The 16272-nt window shown below is 68.0% G+C and carries 14 protein-coding genes; 6 read left to right on the top strand and 8 right to left on the bottom strand.

What is annotated here, in order from left to right; genetic code table 11:
* The coding region (locus AX708_RS04545) for an amidohydrolase family protein (RefSeq protein ID WP_067489608.1) at nucleotides 1-1692 on the top strand (1692 nt) is incomplete at its 5' end.
* 12 nt (nucleotides 1693-1704) lie between these two features.
* Here the strand turns inward: AX708_RS04545 and AX708_RS04550 are convergent.
* From AX708_RS04550 to AX708_RS04580, 7 genes are all read right to left on the bottom strand, one after another.
* Nucleotides 1705-2787: a DUF2855 family protein gene (locus AX708_RS04550; protein WP_066528178.1), complete on the bottom strand. Its 1083-nt coding sequence runs from the start codon at nucleotides 2785-2787 to the stop codon at nucleotides 1705-1707.
* A gap of 39 nt (nucleotides 2788-2826) precedes the next feature.
* Nucleotides 2827-3180, bottom strand: a complete 354-nt coding sequence (locus AX708_RS04555) for a hypothetical protein (RefSeq protein WP_156443341.1) — start codon at nucleotides 3178-3180, stop codon at nucleotides 2827-2829.
* Between the two features lie 5 nt (nucleotides 3181-3185).
* On the bottom strand, nucleotides 3186-4313 hold the full coding sequence (dnaN, locus tag AX708_RS04560; RefSeq protein ID WP_066528174.1) for a DNA polymerase III subunit beta: 1128 nt from the start codon (nucleotides 4311-4313) through the stop codon (nucleotides 3186-3188).
* 166 nt (nucleotides 4314-4479) lie between these two features.
* Complete coding sequence (gene fabG, locus AX708_RS04565; RefSeq protein WP_066528173.1) at nucleotides 4480-5238, bottom strand: 3-oxoacyl-[acyl-carrier-protein] reductase; 759 nt, start codon at nucleotides 5236-5238, stop codon at nucleotides 4480-4482.
* Nucleotides 5239-5314: 76 nt separating this feature from the next.
* Nucleotides 5315-7243: a beta-propeller domain-containing protein gene (locus AX708_RS04570; RefSeq protein ID WP_066528170.1), complete on the bottom strand. Its 1929-nt coding sequence runs from the start codon at nucleotides 7241-7243 to the stop codon at nucleotides 5315-5317.
* Between the two features lie 51 nt (nucleotides 7244-7294).
* Nucleotides 7295-8230 (bottom strand): ACP S-malonyltransferase, encoded by a 936-nt coding sequence (fabD, locus tag AX708_RS04575; RefSeq protein WP_066528168.1) that lies wholly within the window; start codon nucleotides 8228-8230, stop codon nucleotides 7295-7297.
* 36 nt (nucleotides 8231-8266) lie between these two features.
* Nucleotides 8267-9097 carry an LD-carboxypeptidase gene (locus AX708_RS04580; RefSeq protein WP_066528166.1) on the bottom strand — a complete coding sequence of 277 codons (831 nt, stop codon included), beginning with the start codon at nucleotides 9095-9097 and terminating at the stop codon, nucleotides 8267-8269.
* 56 nt (nucleotides 9098-9153) lie between these two features.
* Here AX708_RS04580 and AX708_RS04585 point away from each other — a divergent pair, with 56 nt between their 5' ends.
* From AX708_RS04585 to AX708_RS04605, 5 genes are all read left to right on the top strand, one after another.
* Nucleotides 9154-10581 (top strand): Mur ligase family protein, encoded by a 1428-nt coding sequence (locus tag AX708_RS04585; protein WP_066528164.1) that lies wholly within the window; start codon nucleotides 9154-9156, stop codon nucleotides 10579-10581.
* A gap of 47 nt (nucleotides 10582-10628) precedes the next feature.
* Nucleotides 10629-10877: a hypothetical protein gene (locus tag AX708_RS04590; RefSeq protein ID WP_066528162.1), complete on the top strand. Its 249-nt coding sequence runs from the start codon at nucleotides 10629-10631 to the stop codon at nucleotides 10875-10877.
* Between the two features lie 36 nt (nucleotides 10878-10913).
* Nucleotides 10914-12455, top strand: a complete 1542-nt coding sequence (locus tag AX708_RS04595; RefSeq protein ID WP_066528159.1) for a class I adenylate-forming enzyme family protein — start codon at nucleotides 10914-10916, stop codon at nucleotides 12453-12455.
* A 148-nt stretch (nucleotides 12456-12603) separates the two neighbouring features.
* On the top strand, nucleotides 12604-13842 hold the full coding sequence (locus AX708_RS04600) for a carbohydrate porin (protein WP_082745513.1): 1239 nt from the start codon (nucleotides 12604-12606) through the stop codon (nucleotides 13840-13842).
* Nucleotides 13843-13876: 34 nt separating this feature from the next.
* Entirely contained in the window at nucleotides 13877-15616 is a 1740-nt protein-coding gene (locus AX708_RS04605; RefSeq protein ID WP_066528155.1) for a methyl-accepting chemotaxis protein, read from the top strand.
* Here the strand turns inward: AX708_RS04605 and AX708_RS04610 are convergent.
* On the bottom strand, nucleotides 15613-16263 hold the full coding sequence (locus tag AX708_RS04610) for a glutathione S-transferase family protein (protein WP_066528152.1): 651 nt from the start codon (nucleotides 16261-16263) through the stop codon (nucleotides 15613-15615). The genes AX708_RS04605 and AX708_RS04610 overlap by 4 nt on opposite strands.
* Nucleotides 16264-16272: the final 9 nt, after the last annotated feature.

Here is a 16272-nt window from a genome sequence, read left to right on the forward strand (position 1 = left end):
GTGGCGGTAAAGGACGGGCTGATCGCGGCAGTGGGCCGCGTGACGGGCAGCGCTGCGGAGGAAATCGACGCAAGCGGCAAGGTCGTCGCCCCCGGCTTTGTCGACATCCACACCCATTATGACGGGCAGGCCACATGGGACCAGGAAATGGCCCCCTCGAGCTGGCACGGGGTCACCACGGTCGTGATGGGCAATTGCGGCGTCGGCTTCGCGCCCGCGCGGCCCGACCGTCACGAATGGCTGATCAGCCTGATGGAAGGGGTCGAGGATATCCCCGGCACGGCGCTCGCCGAGGGCATGACGTGGGAGTGGGAGACCTTTCCGGAGTATCTCGATGCGCTCGAAAAGCTCCCCCGCACGGTCGACGTCGGCACCCACGTCCCCCACGGCGCGGTGCGGGCCTATGTGCTTGGGGACCGCGAGCAGCCGGGTGCCGTGCCCACGGCTGACGACATCGCCGAAATGAGCCGCATCGTCGAGGAAGGCGTGCGGGCGGGCGCGCTGGGCTTCTCGACCTCGCGCACGGTGCTCCACAAATCGGTCGACGGCGAGCTGGTGCCCGGCACCACCGCCACGGCGGAAGAACTCATCGCGATCGGCAAGGCGATGGGCCGCGCCAAGGCGGCGGGCGGCTACGCCGTGTTCGAAATGGCGAGCGATCTGAAGCGCGAGTGGAACGAATTTGACTGGATGGGCCAGCTCAGCCGCGAGGCGGGCATCCCCGTCACCTTCGCTGCGCTGCAATCCATCGCCAAGGAACTGCCGCTCGACGAGCAGATCGCCGAAATGCGCGCCCAGAACGACAATGGGGCGAACATCGTCGCCCAGATCGCGCTGCGGGGCAACGGGATCATCATGGCCTGGCAGGGCACCGTCCACCCCTTCCGCTTCCGCCCGAGCTGGATGGCGATTGCCGATCTGCCTTGGGAGGAACAGCGCGCAAAGTTGCTCGACCCGGCGTTCAAGGGGCAGCTGCTCGCCGAGCCCAACGACTACACCGACGCGCCCAAGGACATCGGCGGGGTGGTGATGGCGATCAGCATGGGCTGGAGCCTGCAATACGAAATGGACCCCGATTTCGACTACGAACCGGGCCCCGATGCCAGCATCAACGCCCGCGCCGCCGCCGCTGGGGTTGCCCCTCAGGAATATGCCTATGACCTGCTGTGCGAGGGCGATGGCACGGGGTTCATCTACCTGCCGATCCTCAACTACGCGGACGGCAACCTCGATTTCCTCCATCCCCTCCAGCACGCCGACGACACGGTCAACTCGCTGTCGGATGGCGGCGCGCATTGCGGGACGATCTGCGACGCGGCCTCGCCGACCTTCATGCTCGAACACTGGGTGAAGAGCCGCAAGCGGGGCGCGACGATCACGCTCGAGCAGGCGATCAAGCGTCAATGCCGCGATACGGCGCGGCTCTACGGGCTGGAGGATCGCGGAGTGATCGCGCCGGGCTATCTCGCCGATCTCAACGTGATCGACATGGACAAGCTCAAGCTCGGCAAGCCGTGGCTCGCCTTCGACCTCCCGGCCGGCGGCAAGCGTCTGTTGCAGAAGGCGGACGGCTATGTCGCGACAATCAAGAGCGGGGTCGTCACCTTCCGCGACGGTGTCTGGACGGGCGCAACCCCGGGCGGGCTGATCCGCGGGCCGCAGCGCGTCGAGCTGGCCGAGGCGGCGGAGTAACCCGCCCGCAGGTCAGGGCTCGATCACGATCCCCTTGGCCGGGTCGATCTGCCCGGCCACCATCGTGGTGAAGACGTCGCGCGCGGCGTCGAGGCCCTTGTGGCGTTCGATGGCGATGGTGCCTTGGGCAGCCTTGAGGAACTCGCGCCAGGCGGCCGCGACCAGCTTGCCGCCTTCCTCGGCCCCATGCGCCTTGAAGAAGGCGACCGCGTGGTCGGGAGCGAAGAACAGCTGCGGCTTGGGGCCGGGCAGCGGGTCGTTCTTGCCGAACACCGAACGCGCCTCAATGTGCGTCGCGCCGACCAGCGCGGAATGGGCCAGCGCATCCTCGAAATGGCGGTGGATGTTCGCCAACAGCTCGGCGTTCCCGGCGAAGTCCACGCTGACGCTGCGCAGGACGGGCACGCGCCCCAGATCGTCATAGGCGACGACCGCGTCATAGAGCCCGCTCGCCTCGACGAAGGCGACATTGCCCTTCGAGGTCAGCCCGATCCGCTTCACCTGCGGCGAGGATTGCCGCGCGACGCTCGCCAGCCCCATCGCGGTCTTGGACGAGGCGCTGGTGACCACCAGCTGCTCCGCGCCGAACCAGCCTTCCCCGCGCAGGAAGTATTCGATCAGGAAGCCGGTGCGGAACAGGGGGCCGAAGATCATCCTCTCCGCCTCGCGCGCGGGATCGTGCTCGGGGTCGGCGGCAAGGCGGGTGTAGCTGTTGTAGACCGGGCTCATCGGCTGGCGGTGCGCGGCCATGTCGGTGAAGCCCCCGGCGCTCACCCGCCCGGGGAGCACATCCAAATGGCTCGCCATCGGCAAGTAGCCATAGACCCGCTCGCCCACGGCAATGTCGGGGTAGCGGCTCTCGATCACCCGCGCGTGGCCCCACATCGGCACAATGCCAAGGCCCTCGGGCGCGGGGAAGAAGTCCCAATACTTGAACCCGTCGCCCACCACCGCATAGGTGACGTTATTGGCGGTGACCGAGAAGCTCTCGATGGCAAGCCGCACCTCGCCATCGCCGAGGGGCGCGAGCGGCCCCTCGGCCAGCGCGGCATCGGTCAACGCATCCTTGCGGACATGCACTTCGGTGGCGTTCATCGCCCTCCCCTCCTTCTGTCTCGCGTCGCCGCCGCGATCCTAGTTGGACCCCGCGCCCAGTCTCTCGCCAATCGCGGTGAAGCGGTTGCCGAAGTCGCCAAAACGAGCGAGGCAGGCAGGCTCGAAGGCTTCTATCTGTGCCGGTGTCAGCGCTCTTGAGCGCGCGATCATGGCCTCGTCGATGGTGGTGCCGGTCTGGCCTTCATAAAGGCCGCTGAACCATGCGGTCGCCAGCATCAAGCCGTTGCGCTCCTCGTCTTCGGCGGCGATGCCGATCCGGTAGGTCGCCCAGATCGCGCAATCGAGATTGTCCTGCGGCGTGGCGGTCTTCGCGACGGCCGGGCAGGCCAGCATCGCGCCCCCCGCAGCCGCCGCAAGGAGAGATGCGCGCACGCCCGTCACACCCGCATCGGCATCAGCACGTAGAGCGCGCGGGCCTTTTCGTTCTCGCGGATCAGCGTCGGCGCGCCGGCGTCGGCGAGGTGGAGTTCCACCGTGTCGCTGTCGATCTGGCCGAGGATGTCCTTGAGATAATTGGCGTTGAAGCCGATCTCGAGCCCTTCGGCGCGGTATTCGGCGGCCAGCTCCTCGGCCGCTGTGCCGTTGTCGGGCGAGGTGACCGAGAGCGTCACGCGGTCGTTATCCAGCCCGATCTTGACCGCGCGGGTCTTCTCGGTGGCGATGGTCGCCACGCGGTCGACACCGGAGAAGAACAGCTTGGGATCGACCTTCAGGAGCTTGTCATTGGCAGTCGGGATCACTCGGCTGTAATCGGGGAAGGTCCCGTCGATCAGCTTGGAGGTGAGCACCACCCCGCCCTCGCCGCCGAGGGTGAAGCGGATCTTGCTGGCGGAGAGATCGATCAGCACGTTGCCGTCCAGCGCTTCTTCAAGCAGCTTGCGCAACTCGCCCACGGCCTTCCTGGGCACGATCACGTCGGGCATCCCGGCGGCGCCTTCGGGCCGCGGGATCGTGAAGCGCGCGAGGCGGTGGCCGTCGGTGGCGGCGGCCTTGAGCAGCGGCTCGTCCTCGTCGGTGACGTGGAGGAAGATGCCGTTGAGGTAGTAGCGCGTCTCCTCGGTCGAGATCGCGAAACGGGTGCGGTCGATCAGCTCGGCGAGCAGCCGCGCCGGAACCTCGAAGCTGGTCGGCAAGTCGCCCTCGACGATCACCGGGAAATCGTCGCGCGGCAGGGTCGGCAGCTTGAAGTTCGAGCGGCCGGCCTTGACCTCGAGCCGGTTCTCGCTGGTGGTGAGGCTGACCTGGCTCCCCTCAGGCAGCTTCCTCGCAATGTCGAACAGCAGGTGCGCCGAAACGGTGATCGCACCGGGCTGGTCGACCGACGAGGCGCTCATCGTCTCGACCACCTGGAGGTCGAGGTCGGTCGCCATCACCCGCACGCTGCCACCGGCATCGGCGTCGATCAGCACGTTGGAAAGGATGGGGATGGTGTTGCGGCGCTCCACCACGGATTGAACATGGGAAAGGCACCGCAGCAGCGTCGCGCGTTCGATCGTGGCCTTCATCGCTTGTCCCTATCGGTCCTGATTGTTGCGCGAGGGGAGAGGAATCGCCCCCAAGCGCCGGAAAGTTCCCGAAACCTTAGCGCAGGCGAGGATACGGGCAAGCAGGCGCAATTGCGAGGGGCACTTACGTTGGGGATAAGGGGGCGCTCAGGGCCCCCTGACGCGCTCAGAGCATCGCCATGCCGCCGTTCACGTGCAGCGTCTCGCCCGTCACGTAAGCGGCCTCGCGGCTGGCAAGGAAGGCGACTGCGGCGCCGATCTCGGCGCCTTCGCCCATGCGGCCCATCGGGATGCGGCCGTTGATCGCGGCCTGCTGCTTCTCGTCCAATGCGGCGGTCATCGCGGTGCGGATGAAGCCGGGGGCGACGCAGTTGGCGGTGATCCCGCGGCTGGCGACTTCCTGCGCGAAGGCCTTGGTCATGCCGGTGAGACCGGCCTTGGCCGCGCAATAGTTCATCTGGCCCGGATTGCCGGTCGCGCCCACCACGCTGGTAATGTTGACGACGCGGCCGAAGCGCGCCTTCATCATCGGCTTGGCCGCGCCGCGCATCAGGCGGAAGGCGGCTTCGAGGTTGATGCGGATCACCTGATCCCACTCCTCGTCCTTCATCCGCATGCCCAGATTGTCGCGGGTGATGCCGGCATTGTTGACGAGGATGTCGATGCTGCCGAGCGTGTCGAGCATCGCCGGGATAAGCTCCTCGACCTGGGTCTGGTTGCCCAGATCGCAGGTGATCTCGACATGGCCGTCATGCTCGTGGGCATAGGTGTCGTTGAGCTCGTCGCGGAAGGCGCGCAGTTTGGCCGCGTTCGAGCCCGACAGCGCCAAGCGCGCGCCCTGCGACGCGAGCGCGTGGGCGATGCTCGATCCGATCCCGCCCGATGCACCGGTGACCAGCGCGTTCATGCCTTGAAGTGAAAACATCGTCGCATCCTTGCCCGCAATTCAAGCCGCCCCTCTGCGCTGCCCGCGCGCGAGGGTCAACGCCGGGGATTGAGGTTCACGGGGCAAAACTCGCCCGCCGCCGCTCGGTTATGGCCGTGCCGGACAGCTGGCCCTCGACCAGTTCGTAGCCCATCAGCGCGAACACCCGCCCGCCGGTGAAGATTGGGCGGGCATTGCCGTACCAGTCGACGCAGGAGGCCTTGCAATTGTCGCTCTGCGAAAGTCTGGGCGCGGCGGCGAGTTCGCCCAAGGGGGAGAGTTTGCGCGCGGCGCGGCGCAGGAAGGTGATCGCCGAGCCCGAGCCGAGGAACTCCCCGCCATCGCGCGCCTCCCCGCGGGTGACCGGCAGGCCGAGCACGCCCGAGGCGCCGTCGGCGCTGCCGGGATCGGGGCGGAAGAAGAAGGCCTGGCTGCGCGTCTCGCCCTCGCCCGCGGCGGCGAGGATGTGAACATCCTCGAGCTTGGCGGTGCCCGCCAGCGACAGCGCCGAGAAGCCCAGCCCGTCACCGCGCGCCGGGCCGATCGCGATCGCGTCCTGGCCCATGCGGTCGAAGCGAGTGACCCCGTGGGGAATCGCGACCTGCTGCACCGCCCCGCCGCCGAGCGGGACGGCATAGACCGTCCCCGTCTCCTCCTCGCTGCCATAATCGCCCGCGGCATAGAGCACGTAATCGCCGACGAAGCGGTTCTGGAAGCGCCAGCCCTCGGGCTCGGGCAGCTTGCGGTAATCGCCACGCGCGAGGCTGCCCTTGCCGTTGCCGAAGCGCGCGAAGGGCACGCTGGCGAGCGCCACGCTGCCGCCGCTGACCTCGCCCTCCCACATGCCATCGCCCCCGCCCTCGCCGCGCAGCAGCACCCGCAGCACGCCCGCGCGCGCGTCCTCGGCGAAGGAGAACTGGTCGACCGGCGCCCCGCTCACCTGCACCGCGCCGGGCGTGCCGCCTGCGAGGGGGATGCGGTAGAGCTGGCCGGGAACGCCGCGCGCCGCCCGGTTGACGGGATCATCGGTCACGCCCGTCCAGACATAGACCGCCTCGGCCGACACGTAGAAGGCATGGCTCCACGTTCCGGCGATGGCGCTCGCGCGGCATTCGAAGCCGGCGGAGAGCTTGCAGCGGGTGACGGTGTGGAGCGTATCGAGCAGGTAGCGGCCCGAGCGGTAGGGCTCGGCGACCATGAAGTCCTGCGGCGCCACAAGCGGCACGGGCTTGGCATAGGGGCTGCGCTTGCGGATCGCGGGCAGGCTGTCCTGAAGCTTCTCCCAGTCGGCAAAGACCGGCGTGTAGACCACCAGCTCGTCCCCGATCAGCCGCGAGGCATAGTTCGAGGACGAATAGTAATCGCCCGAGCGTAGGTAATGCGTGTCGCGGTAGGCGAGCTTGCCATCGGCGGCGATGTCGAAGCGGTTGATCTCGGTCCCGTCCGAGCCGTAGGAATAGCCGATCACGATCACCTGCCGCTCGTGAATCAGCATTTCGTCATACCACGTGTCGCCGGGGTCTTTCTTGCCCGGCGGGAAGGCGTCGATCATCCCGGCGGGCGCGAGCGCGTCGCCGCCGATGCGGATCGTGAACAGCCGCCCGCGGCGCAGGACGACGAGATAGTCCCCCGCCTGCTTGACGATCCCGCCCTCGTCGACGCCCGCTTCCTGGGTGTTGGTGATGCTTTCGGAGCCGGGCCGCGGGGGTTCGCTTGCAGCCTCGGCGGCGACATCGTAAGCCGGGGGCGCGGACATGACCGCGGGCATGGTGAGGTACTGTACCTCTGCCTGCTGCCGCTCGAGCCGCACCATCTTGCGGGTGAAGGCATTGAGCGAGGCCCTGTCGGCAAAGCCGCTGAGGCCTGCTCCGTTCGCCGGGGCTGCGGCGCTTTCCTGAGCGCCCGAGGTTCCGCTGAAGCCGACTGCGGCGATCAGCACCGCAACCAGCGCCAGAACCACGCCCAAAGACCGCGCCTGATTGCCGCGCGATTGCACCATATCCATGCCTCTCTCCCCATGACCGGCCTTTGGCCGAACGGGAGCAAGACTAACCCATCACAGGCTTTTGGCAAAGGCCTCAAGGTCTTGCATGGTGACGAGGCTGGTGACTTCGGCCTCCTTGTCGGTGCGGCTCACCATCGGGCCGACCACCTTGCCGCCCAGCTCGACAAAGCTCTCGACCCCGTCGGCGCGCATCGCCAGCACGCTTTCGCGCCAGCGTACGCGGCCGGTGACCTGCTCGACCAGCAGCGCGCGGGCCTCGTCGGGGTCGGTGACGGGCGCGGCGGTGACGTTGGCGTAGAGCGGCAGCGCCAGCGCGCCCGGAGGGGTTGCGGCGAGCGCGTGGGCCATCTTCTCGGCCGCGGGGGCCATCAGCGAGGAGTGGAAGGGCGCCGAGACATTGAGGATCATGCCGCGCTTGATCCCGTGTTCCTTCACCAGCGCCACCGCGCGCTCGATTGCGGCGGTGTGGCCCGAGATCACGACCTGCGAAGGATCGTTGTCATTGGCGACCTCGCAGACCTCGCCTTGGGCAGCAGCCTCTGCGAGGGCCTTGGCCTGTTCGATGTCCGCGCCGAGCAGCACCGCCATCGTCCCCTCACCCACCGGCACCGCAGCCTGCATCGCCCACCCGCGCAGCTTGAGCAGGCGTGCAGTATTGGTCAGGCTGAACGCGCCGATGCTGGCGAGCGCGGTGTATTCGCCGAGCGAATGGCCCGCGACGCAGTTTGCCGTCTCGAGCAGCTTTACCCCGAAATCGCGCTCCAGCACCCGCAGGGTGGCGATGGCATTGGCCATGATCGCGGGCTGGGCGTTCTCGGTGAGCGTGAGGCGATCCTCGGGGCCCTCGCGCATCAGCGCAAAGAGGTTCTGCCGCAGCGCCTCGTCGACCTCGCCGAAGACGTCGCGGGCGGCTTCGCTGGCGGCTGCCAGCTCCGTCCCCATGCCGACCTTCTGGCTACCCTGCCCCGGAAAGATGAACGCGCGCATTGTCGATCCCGCCTTGCTGTGTTTTGGCGGGCGCCGTTACGTCCGCGCGGGCGGGCTGGCAAGGCCGAAGGGCACAACCCTGTTGGCAGAGGTGTGGCCGATCTCGGCCCGGCCAAGGTAGGGGACGCCCATCCGGTCGCACCAGAAGCGGGCGATTTCCTCCTCGGTCTGGCCGAATTCGACGTAGTTTTCCGGCACATCGGTGACATAGCCGAGCCTGAGGCCGGCAAGCCGCGGCAGGGTTCCGGCAAGGTGGAAGAACAGGCGGTCGACCGAATACATGTGTTCGGACACTTCCTCGACCATCAGGACATGGCCGGTGAGGTCGGGCATCATCGGCGTGCCCGCGATCATCGCGAGGGTAATGAGGTTGAAGGCGGCCGCGGGCGTCACGCCGTCGAGGCTCGGCTCCAATCCGCTGGTATCGCCCTCGAGCCAGCGCAGCACGCGGCGGATCGCCTCCTTGCCCCCTTCCGAGCGCGCGCTCACCGGCATGTGGCCGTGGACGCTCTGCCCGATGCGCTCGCGGTAGAGCGCGGCGAGGAGGTACCCCGCGTCCGAAAAGCCGATATAGGTCTTGGTCCGCGCCGCGCGGTTCATCTGCGCGACCGCGGCCTCGGCGATGCGGTTCGAGCCATAACCGCCCTTGGCGAACCACACGACATCGAAGGCCGGATCATTGGCGAATTCGAGCAGCGCGGAGAGCCTGCGCAGATCGTCACCCGCGAAATGCCCCGCGCGCTCGAAGCACTGGTCGTGGAAGGTGACGCGGTGCCCCGGGAACTCGGCCGCGACCAGCGCCTCGAGCGCGTCGCTCTGTTCGCGGGTGATCGGCGTTGCGGGCGCACAAATGGCGATATTCGTCATACACGCCAGCCTATGGCGCTTGTCAGGGGGCGCGCAAGCCAATAACCCTTTGCCATATGGATAAAGGGGTCACTACGGGCACGCTCTCCGGGCGCCCGCTGTTCTTTTGCGGCATCGGCGGGTCCGGTATGCTGCCGCTCGCGCAGATCGCGAAGGGCCTCGGGCACCCCGTCGCCGGCTCGGACCGCAGCCGCGACCAGGGCCGCTCACCCGAGAAATTCGCCTGGATGGAGGCGAACGGCTTCACGCTGTTCCCGCAGGACGGCAGCGGGGTGACCTCGCCCGATCAGGTGCTCATCGCCTCGGCCGCGATCGAGGACACCGTGCCCGAAGTCGCCCGCGCGAGGGAACTGGGCTGCGAGCGCCTTAGCCGCGCCGAACTGCTCTCGCAATTGTTCAACGCCGCCGATTTCTCGGTCGCGGTGGGCGGCACCTCGGGCAAGTCGACCGTCACCGGCATGATCGCTTGGATTCTCGCCGAGGCGGGGCACGATCCCACGGTGATGAACGGCGCGGTGATGAAGAACTTCGTGTCGCCCGCCAACCCCTTCGCCAGCGCGCGGATCGGGGGCGCGAGGGTGTTCGTGGCCGAGGTCGACGAAAGCGACGGGTCGATCGCGCTCTACCGGCCGACGGTGGGCGTGCTGCTCAATGTCAGCCTCGATCACAAGAGTATCGAGGAATTGCGCGTGCTGTTCGGCGATTTCGTCGGCAAGGCGGGGACGGCGGTGATCAATCTCGATTCCGCCGAGGCCGGCTACCTCGTCCCGCGCGCAGGCCGCAAGGTGACCTTCGGGATCACCGCAAGGCACGCGGACATCAGCATCGAGCCGGATTCGATCGACATGAGCGCGCTCGGGGTCCGCGCGGCGATCGTCGACAACCGGCGGCGTCAGGTCTTCCCGCTGATCCTGCCCATGCCGGGCCTGCACAACCTCTCGAACGCGCTCGCGGCGATTGCAGCGGCGAGCGCGGCAGGCATCGGCGTGGCGCACGCGGCCTATGCCCTGCGCAGCTTTGCGGGCCTCGCGCGGCGCTTCGACGTGATCGGTACCTCGCCGGGCGGCATGTCGGTGATCGACGATTTCGGCCACAACCCCGAAAAATGCGCCGCCACCTTGCGCACTCTCAAAGCCATGCCCGGCCGGGTGATCGCCTTCTTCCAGCCTCACGGCTACGGCCCCTTGCGCCAGATGGGCGAGGAACTGGCCCAGACTTTCGCGCGCGAGCTGGGACCGGATGACATCACGATCATGTGCGATCCGGTCTATTTCGGCGGCACCGTCGACCGCAGCGTGGGCGCCGAGCGGATCGTCGATCTGATCAATGCCGCAGGCGGCCATGCCGAGCACATCCCCGAGCGTGAGGATTGCGGCGCACGCATCGTGTCGCTCGCCCGCCCCGGCGACCGGATCGTCGTGATGGGCGCGCGCGATGATACGCTGACCGAGTTCGGGCAGTCGATCCTGGCCCGCCTCCCCTGACACCGGGTCCGAGCCTCTATGCCCGCGCCGCGCGCCATGCCTGGCGGATGCTGGGGATGCTGGCGCTTGCGGTGCTGCTGGTGGTGGTCGTCGATCGCACCCTTGGTCATTCGAGCCTCGCCTTTGCCGCCGCGATCGTGATGCTGATTGTCGCCAATGCGCCGATGCTGGGCTTTAACTGTCCGCGCTGCGCCAAGAATGTCTTCTTCCGCGGGCCTCTCGCCGTCCCCTGGCCCAACCGCACCTGCGCCCGCTGCGGTCTAGATCTGGCCGCGCCCCCTTCGCAAAATCGCTGATGGGCGAACGGCCACTCGATCGATAGCCTCGCGCCCATGCACTCTCGTGATTTCTCGCTCGATACGCTGCTGGCGAATTGCGCGCAGCGCTGTGCCCACCGGCTGGCCACGGTTGACGGCACCCAGCGCCTGACGTGGAGCGCGCTCGACACCCGCGTCACCAACCTTGCCCGATGGATGCTGGCGCGCGGGATCGGTCCGGGGGACCGGATCGCGCTGCTGCTGACCGACGGCGCGCCATTCCTCACCATCTTGCTGGCCGCAGGCCGGATCGGGGCGATCGCGGTACTGTTGAACTGGCGCCTTGCGCCTGCCGAGCTTGCCTGGATCTGCGCCAATGCCGAGCCTGCGATGACCTTCGTCAACCCGCGCTTCGCTGCCCTGATCGAGGGCGCGGCGGCGGGCGAGGTGCTCGAAGTCGACGAGCACCACGCCGCGGACGGCTTCTTCGAGAATGCCGCCCTCACCGCGCATCCGCCTGCACTGCATGCCTATGACCTCGGGCTCGGCCTCGCCCCCGATCGCCCGCTCTACATGATGTACACGAGCGGCACGACCGGCAAGCCGAAGGGCTGCCTGCAAGCGGGGGGCGCGGTCGCGGCCTCGGCCTTGGGCTTCGCGCAGCACCGGCGCTTCACCGCGGACGAGGTGCTGCTCTCGGTCAACCCGCTGTTCCATGTGGTGGGGATGCAGCAGGTCGCCGCGATGCTCGCCTGCGGGGGCACATCGGTGTTCGCGGGCCGTGACGACGACAGCGCGGCAATCCTCGACCTTCTCCACCGCGAGGGCTGCACCACCACCAGCGCCTTTCCCACCATCTCTTTCCCGTGGCAGGCGATGGCGCCGATCCGCGATGGCCGGATGCCGCTCACCAATTACACCGGGGGCGCGGGAATGGGCCGCCCGCAGATGTACGAATTCATCGAGAAGGACTGGGACGCGCGCGTGGTCGGCGGCTACGGCCAGACCGAGATCTGCGGCTTTGCGACCTTCATCGACTATGCCGACATGCTCGAAGTCCCGCGCTCGATCGGCTGGACGCTGCCGCACGTGACCATGACGGTGCTCGACCCCGAGGGCAACCACCTGCCCCCCGGCGAGGAAGGCGAGCTTGCCTTGCGCGGCCCCTCGGTGATGCTCGGCTACTGGCGCAATCCCGAAGCCTCCGAGGCTGCCCTCGGCCACGGCTGGCTGCGCACCGGCGACCTCGGCACGATGGATGAACGCGGGCGCGGCTACCTGCTCGGCCGCGCCAAGGAGCTGATCAAGACCGGCGGCGAGAACGTCTACCCCGCCGAGGTCGACGCCGTCTTCGCCGCCATGCCCGAGGTCGCGGACGCGGGCTGCTGCGGCGTGCCCGACAAGCAGTGGGGCGAGGCGGTAAAGGCCTTCGTGGTGCTGAAGCCCGGCGCACAACTCACCCGCGAAGAGATCACCGCCCGCTTCAAGGGCCAGATCGCCGGCTACAAGCGCCCGCGCTACATCGAGTTCGTCGACCAGCTGCCGCGCGATCCGATCGGCAAGCTGCTGCGCCGCGAGCTTTCGGCGCGCCCGGTCAGCCCCGACCAGGCCGCCTGACCCGCTCCCCCGCGGATTTTCCCTAGGGAAGCGAACGGGGGAGAAGCCTCATCCCCGCTTAGCAAGCCTTGCATAACCTGCAATTATCGCAAGACTTAAGGAGCCGGGACCCGGTCCCCCGGCACGGTCTTGCATCGAGGGCAAGGCCATGCAGTACCCACCGGCCAATGCGAGAACTTCCCCGGCGCTGAGGCGCTGCATCCTGCTGCTCGCGGCGAGCATCCTGCCCGCCGCGCCTCTACGCGCCGAGGATGGCGAGGATGCAGACGATGCACCTGTTGTCACGCTCGAGGGAGAATATGTGCTCGGCATCGTCGGGGTCGCACAGGGCGAGCGCACCGGCGTGCGCCACGTCGATCTGCTGACGCTCACCGGCACGCTCGATCTCGAGGCGGCGGCGGGGTGGCAGGGCACCGAGCTGGTGGGCGAGGTGATCGCGGGCACGGGGCGCGAGCCCAATATGCTGGCGGGCACGCTCCAGGGAATCGACAATGCCGAGGTGGCGAAGAACCGGGTCAAGCTCTACCAGTTCTACCTCGCCAAGCAGTTCGCCGATGCGCCGATCAGGCTTGCCGCGGGGTTCATCGATCTCAACGCCGAGTTCTACAGCAACGAGGCCGCGGGGCTGCTGATGGCGCCCGCCTTCGGGATCGGATCGGAGCTGGCGGCGACCGGTCCCAACGGCCCCGCCATCTTCCCCTCGACCGCGCTGACGCTGATGGTCCATGCCGAACCTTCTCCGACGACCTACACCAGCCTTGCCCTGGTCAATGCCGAAAGCGGCGTGCTGGGCGATGCGGGGGGCATCCCGGCCATGCTGCGCGAAGGGGCACTGGTGATCGGCGAGGCGGGGTTGACCAGCTTCGGCAAGCTCGCGCTGGGGGCCTGGACCTATACGCGCCGGCAGGACGACCTTCGCCTTATCGATGCGTCCGGCGATCCGCTGCGCCAGCGCGCGGCGGGAGCCTATATGCTCCTCGAAGTCCCCTTCGGCATCAATGCTGCGGCGGCCGAGCCCGACACGCCCGCCGCCAGCCTGTTCCTGCGTGCCGGCATATCGGACGGGAACACCACGCCCTATTCGGGCGGGTGGCAGGCGGGGGTGCTGGTCAACGGTGTTTTCGCCGGGCGGCCGGACAGCCAGCTCTCGCTGGGCGTCAACCAGGCCTTCCTCACCGACAGGTTCCGCCTCAACGAGGCCGATGCGGGCACACCGCGCGGCCGCACGGAAACAGGCTTCGAAATCACCTTCGCCGACCGGGTCGCGCCGTGGCTGACGCTCCAGTTCGACAGTCAGTATGTCAGCCGCTCCGAGCAGAGGCCCGACACGCGCGATGCGGTGATTGTCGCCCTGCGTTTCATCCTCTCCGCGGGCACGCAGCGGTGAACGCGCCTTTGCCCTTTCCCCGAAAGCACCCAGCATGACGATCAAGACCCGCGCTCTCATCCTTGCCGCCGTGCTGCTCGGCCTCACGCTGCTCCAGACGGGGGCAACGGCGTGGCGCGATTATGCCCGCATGCAAAGCGATGCGCATGGTGAGCGGATCGTCGGCATGTTGCGCAACCACATGGTCGGGGACATGATGCACGATGCGGTGCGCGGGAGCGTTTATGCGGCGCTCTATGGCGCGGCGAGCGGCCAACCCGCGCAGATCGCCGCCGCGCGCAAGGACCTTGCGGAGTACTCGGCCAACTACCGCCAGATCATGGCCGAGAACCGCAAGGATGCCGAAGAGCCGAAGATGGCCGCGCTGCTCGAGAAGACCGACGCGGATGTCGAGGCCTATCTCGGGATCGCGGCGAAAATGATGGATGCCGCCGCCACCGACCGCGCCCGGGCAGAGGCGCTGTTCCCCGAATTCAACGCCAAGTTCGATACGCTCGAGGAATCGATGGAAGCGATCGGCCTCGTGTTCGAGGAGCTGCTCAGTCAGCAGAACGCCGCCGCGCAATCGAACAGCTGGTTGCTGCTGGTGTTCTTCGCTCTGGTTTCGCTGGCGGTCGTGTCAGGGACAGTCTGGATGGTTCGCCGGGCGATCGTCGCCCGGCTCATCAGACTTGCCGAGCGCCTCGGCACGCTTGCATCGGGGGACTTCGCCGCCCCCGTCCCCGAAGCCGACACCTCGGACGAGATCGGCGACATCGCCCGCGCCGCCGAGGTGTTCCGCGCCGCCGCGCTTGCCAAGCAGCGCGCCGATGCGCAGCAGGAGCGCGTGGTCGGCGCACTTGCGGCAGGGCTGAAGGCGCTCGCCGCGCGCGACCTTACCTGCCGGATCGACACGCCCTTTGCTGCCGAATACGAGGCCCTGCGCGAGAACTTCAACCGTACGGCGCAGGAGCTCGCCGGCGTGATCCGCGAGGTGGTGAACGCGGCCGACGGGGTCACAATCGGTGCTGGCGAGATCCACGCGGCCTCCGACGACCTTGCCAAGCGCAACGAAATGCAGGCCGCGCGGGTCGAGCAGACCACCAGCGCGATGGGCGAGATCGCAAGCGGCGTCCAGGGCACCGCCGCCAGCGCGCGCGATGCCGAAAAGACCGTGGGCGAGGCGCAAACCGAGGTCGCGACCGGCGGCGCGGTGGTGCGCGATGCGATGGAAACGATGACCGCGATCGAACAGTCCTCGCAGGAGGTCGCGCAGATCATCACGCTGATCGAGGGCATCGCCTTCCAGACCAACCTGCTGGCCCTCAACGCCGGGGTCGAAGCGGCGCGTGCGGGCGAATCCGGCAAAGGTTTTGCGGTCGTCGCCAACGAGGTGCGCGCCCTCGCCCAGCGCTCGGCCGAGGCGGCGAGCCAGATCACCACGCTGATCACCGCAAGCGCCGGCCATGTCGAGCGCGGGGTCGCGCTGGTCGGGCGCACGGGCGAGGCCTTCGAGGCGATCCTCGCCCATGTCGCGCGCACCAGCGAGCACATCGCGCGCATCGCCGAGGCATCGTCGGTGCAGGCCGACAGCTTGCAGCAGGTCAGCACCGCGGCGCGCGAGATGGACCGGATGACCCAGCAGAACGCCGCGATGGTGGAGGAGGCAACCGCGGCCGCGAGCGGGCTGACACGGCAGGCGCAGGGTCTTGCCGCGCTGGTGGCGGATTTCCGGCTTGATCCGGCGGCGATGGATGCAGCCGTAGCGTCAGCGCAAGAACGCTGGGCGGCCTAGGCCCGCGCCGTCTCCAGCGCCTTGCGCCCCGCTTCCTCGCGCGCGAAGGCACGCTGGTAGGCGGGCCTCGCAGTGAGGCGCTCGCGATAGGCCTTGAGGCTGTCGGGCACGCCGTCATCCAGACCCACGCTCTGCGCGAGGATCAGCGCGTAGCCGACGCATATGTCGGCGACGGTGAAGCGGTCGGCGCAGAGGTACTCGCGCCCGGCAAGGCGCTGTTCGATCTTGATCAGGCGCTTGTGGAACCACTTGGCATAGGCGTGGCCGGCCTCCTGCAATCCCTTGTCCTTCTCGAACAGGCAGAAGCGCATATAGACGGTCTGCGGGAAGGTGATCGTCGCGTCAGCGTGGTAGGTGTAGTCGCAATATTCGCCGTAGTCGCGCTCGTCCGGAGCGATCGCCAGCGGCGTGTAGCCTTCGCGCGTGGCGAGGTAATGCGCGATCGCGCAGCTTTCGGTCAGCTGCGTGTCGCCATCCACCAGCATCGGCACTGTGCCAAGCGGGTTCACCGCCATGTATTCAGGCGCGAGATAGCGCGGGGGGAACGGAAGGACGCGAAGGTCGATATCCACCCCCGCTTCCTCCGCCGCCCAGGTCGCGCGCAAGCCCCGCGAGCGCGCGCAGGTGTAGAGAACGGGTGTGGTCATGCGGGGCGG

It is taken from the genome of Erythrobacter sp. CCH5-A1 (genome assembly GCF_001557115.1).
Lineage (GTDB): Bacteria > Pseudomonadota > Alphaproteobacteria > Sphingomonadales > Sphingomonadaceae > Erythrobacter.

What these genes read in the sequence shown, in the direction of transcription:
- dnaN (WP_066528174.1), bottom strand. Translation starts at nt 4,313, where the DNA reads ATGAAGGCCACGATCGAACGCGCGACGCTGCTGCGGTGCCTTTCCCAT.
- AX708_RS04600 (WP_082745513.1), top strand. Translation starts at nt 12,604, where the DNA reads ATGCAGTACCCACCGGCCAATGCGAGAACTTCCCCGGCGCTGAGGCGC.
- AX708_RS04590 (WP_066528162.1), top strand. Translation starts at nt 10,629, where the DNA reads ATGCTGGGGATGCTGGCGCTTGCGGTGCTGCTGGTGGTGGTCGTCGAT.
- AX708_RS04550 (WP_066528178.1), bottom strand. Translation starts at nt 2,787, where the DNA reads ATGAACGCCACCGAAGTGCATGTCCGCAAGGATGCGTTGACCGATGCC.
- AX708_RS04580 (WP_066528166.1), bottom strand. Translation starts at nt 9,097, where the DNA reads ATGACGAATATCGCCATTTGTGCGCCCGCAACGCCGATCACCCGCGAA.
- AX708_RS04585 (WP_066528164.1), top strand. Translation starts at nt 9,154, where the DNA reads ATGGATAAAGGGGTCACTACGGGCACGCTCTCCGGGCGCCCGCTGTTC.
- AX708_RS04570 (WP_066528170.1), bottom strand. Translation starts at nt 7,243, where the DNA reads ATGGATATGGTGCAATCGCGCGGCAATCAGGCGCGGTCTTTGGGCGTG.
- fabD (WP_066528168.1), bottom strand. Translation starts at nt 8,230, where the DNA reads ATGCGCGCGTTCATCTTTCCGGGGCAGGGTAGCCAGAAGGTCGGCATG.
- AX708_RS04595 (WP_066528159.1), top strand. Translation starts at nt 10,914, where the DNA reads ATGCACTCTCGTGATTTCTCGCTCGATACGCTGCTGGCGAATTGCGCG.
- AX708_RS04610 (WP_066528152.1), bottom strand. Translation starts at nt 16,263, where the DNA reads ATGACCACACCCGTTCTCTACACCTGCGCGCGCTCGCGGGGCTTGCGC.
- fabG (WP_066528173.1), bottom strand. Translation starts at nt 5,238, where the DNA reads ATGTTTTCACTTCAAGGCATGAACGCGCTGGTCACCGGTGCATCGGGC.
- AX708_RS04605 (WP_066528155.1), top strand. Translation starts at nt 13,877, where the DNA reads ATGACGATCAAGACCCGCGCTCTCATCCTTGCCGCCGTGCTGCTCGGC.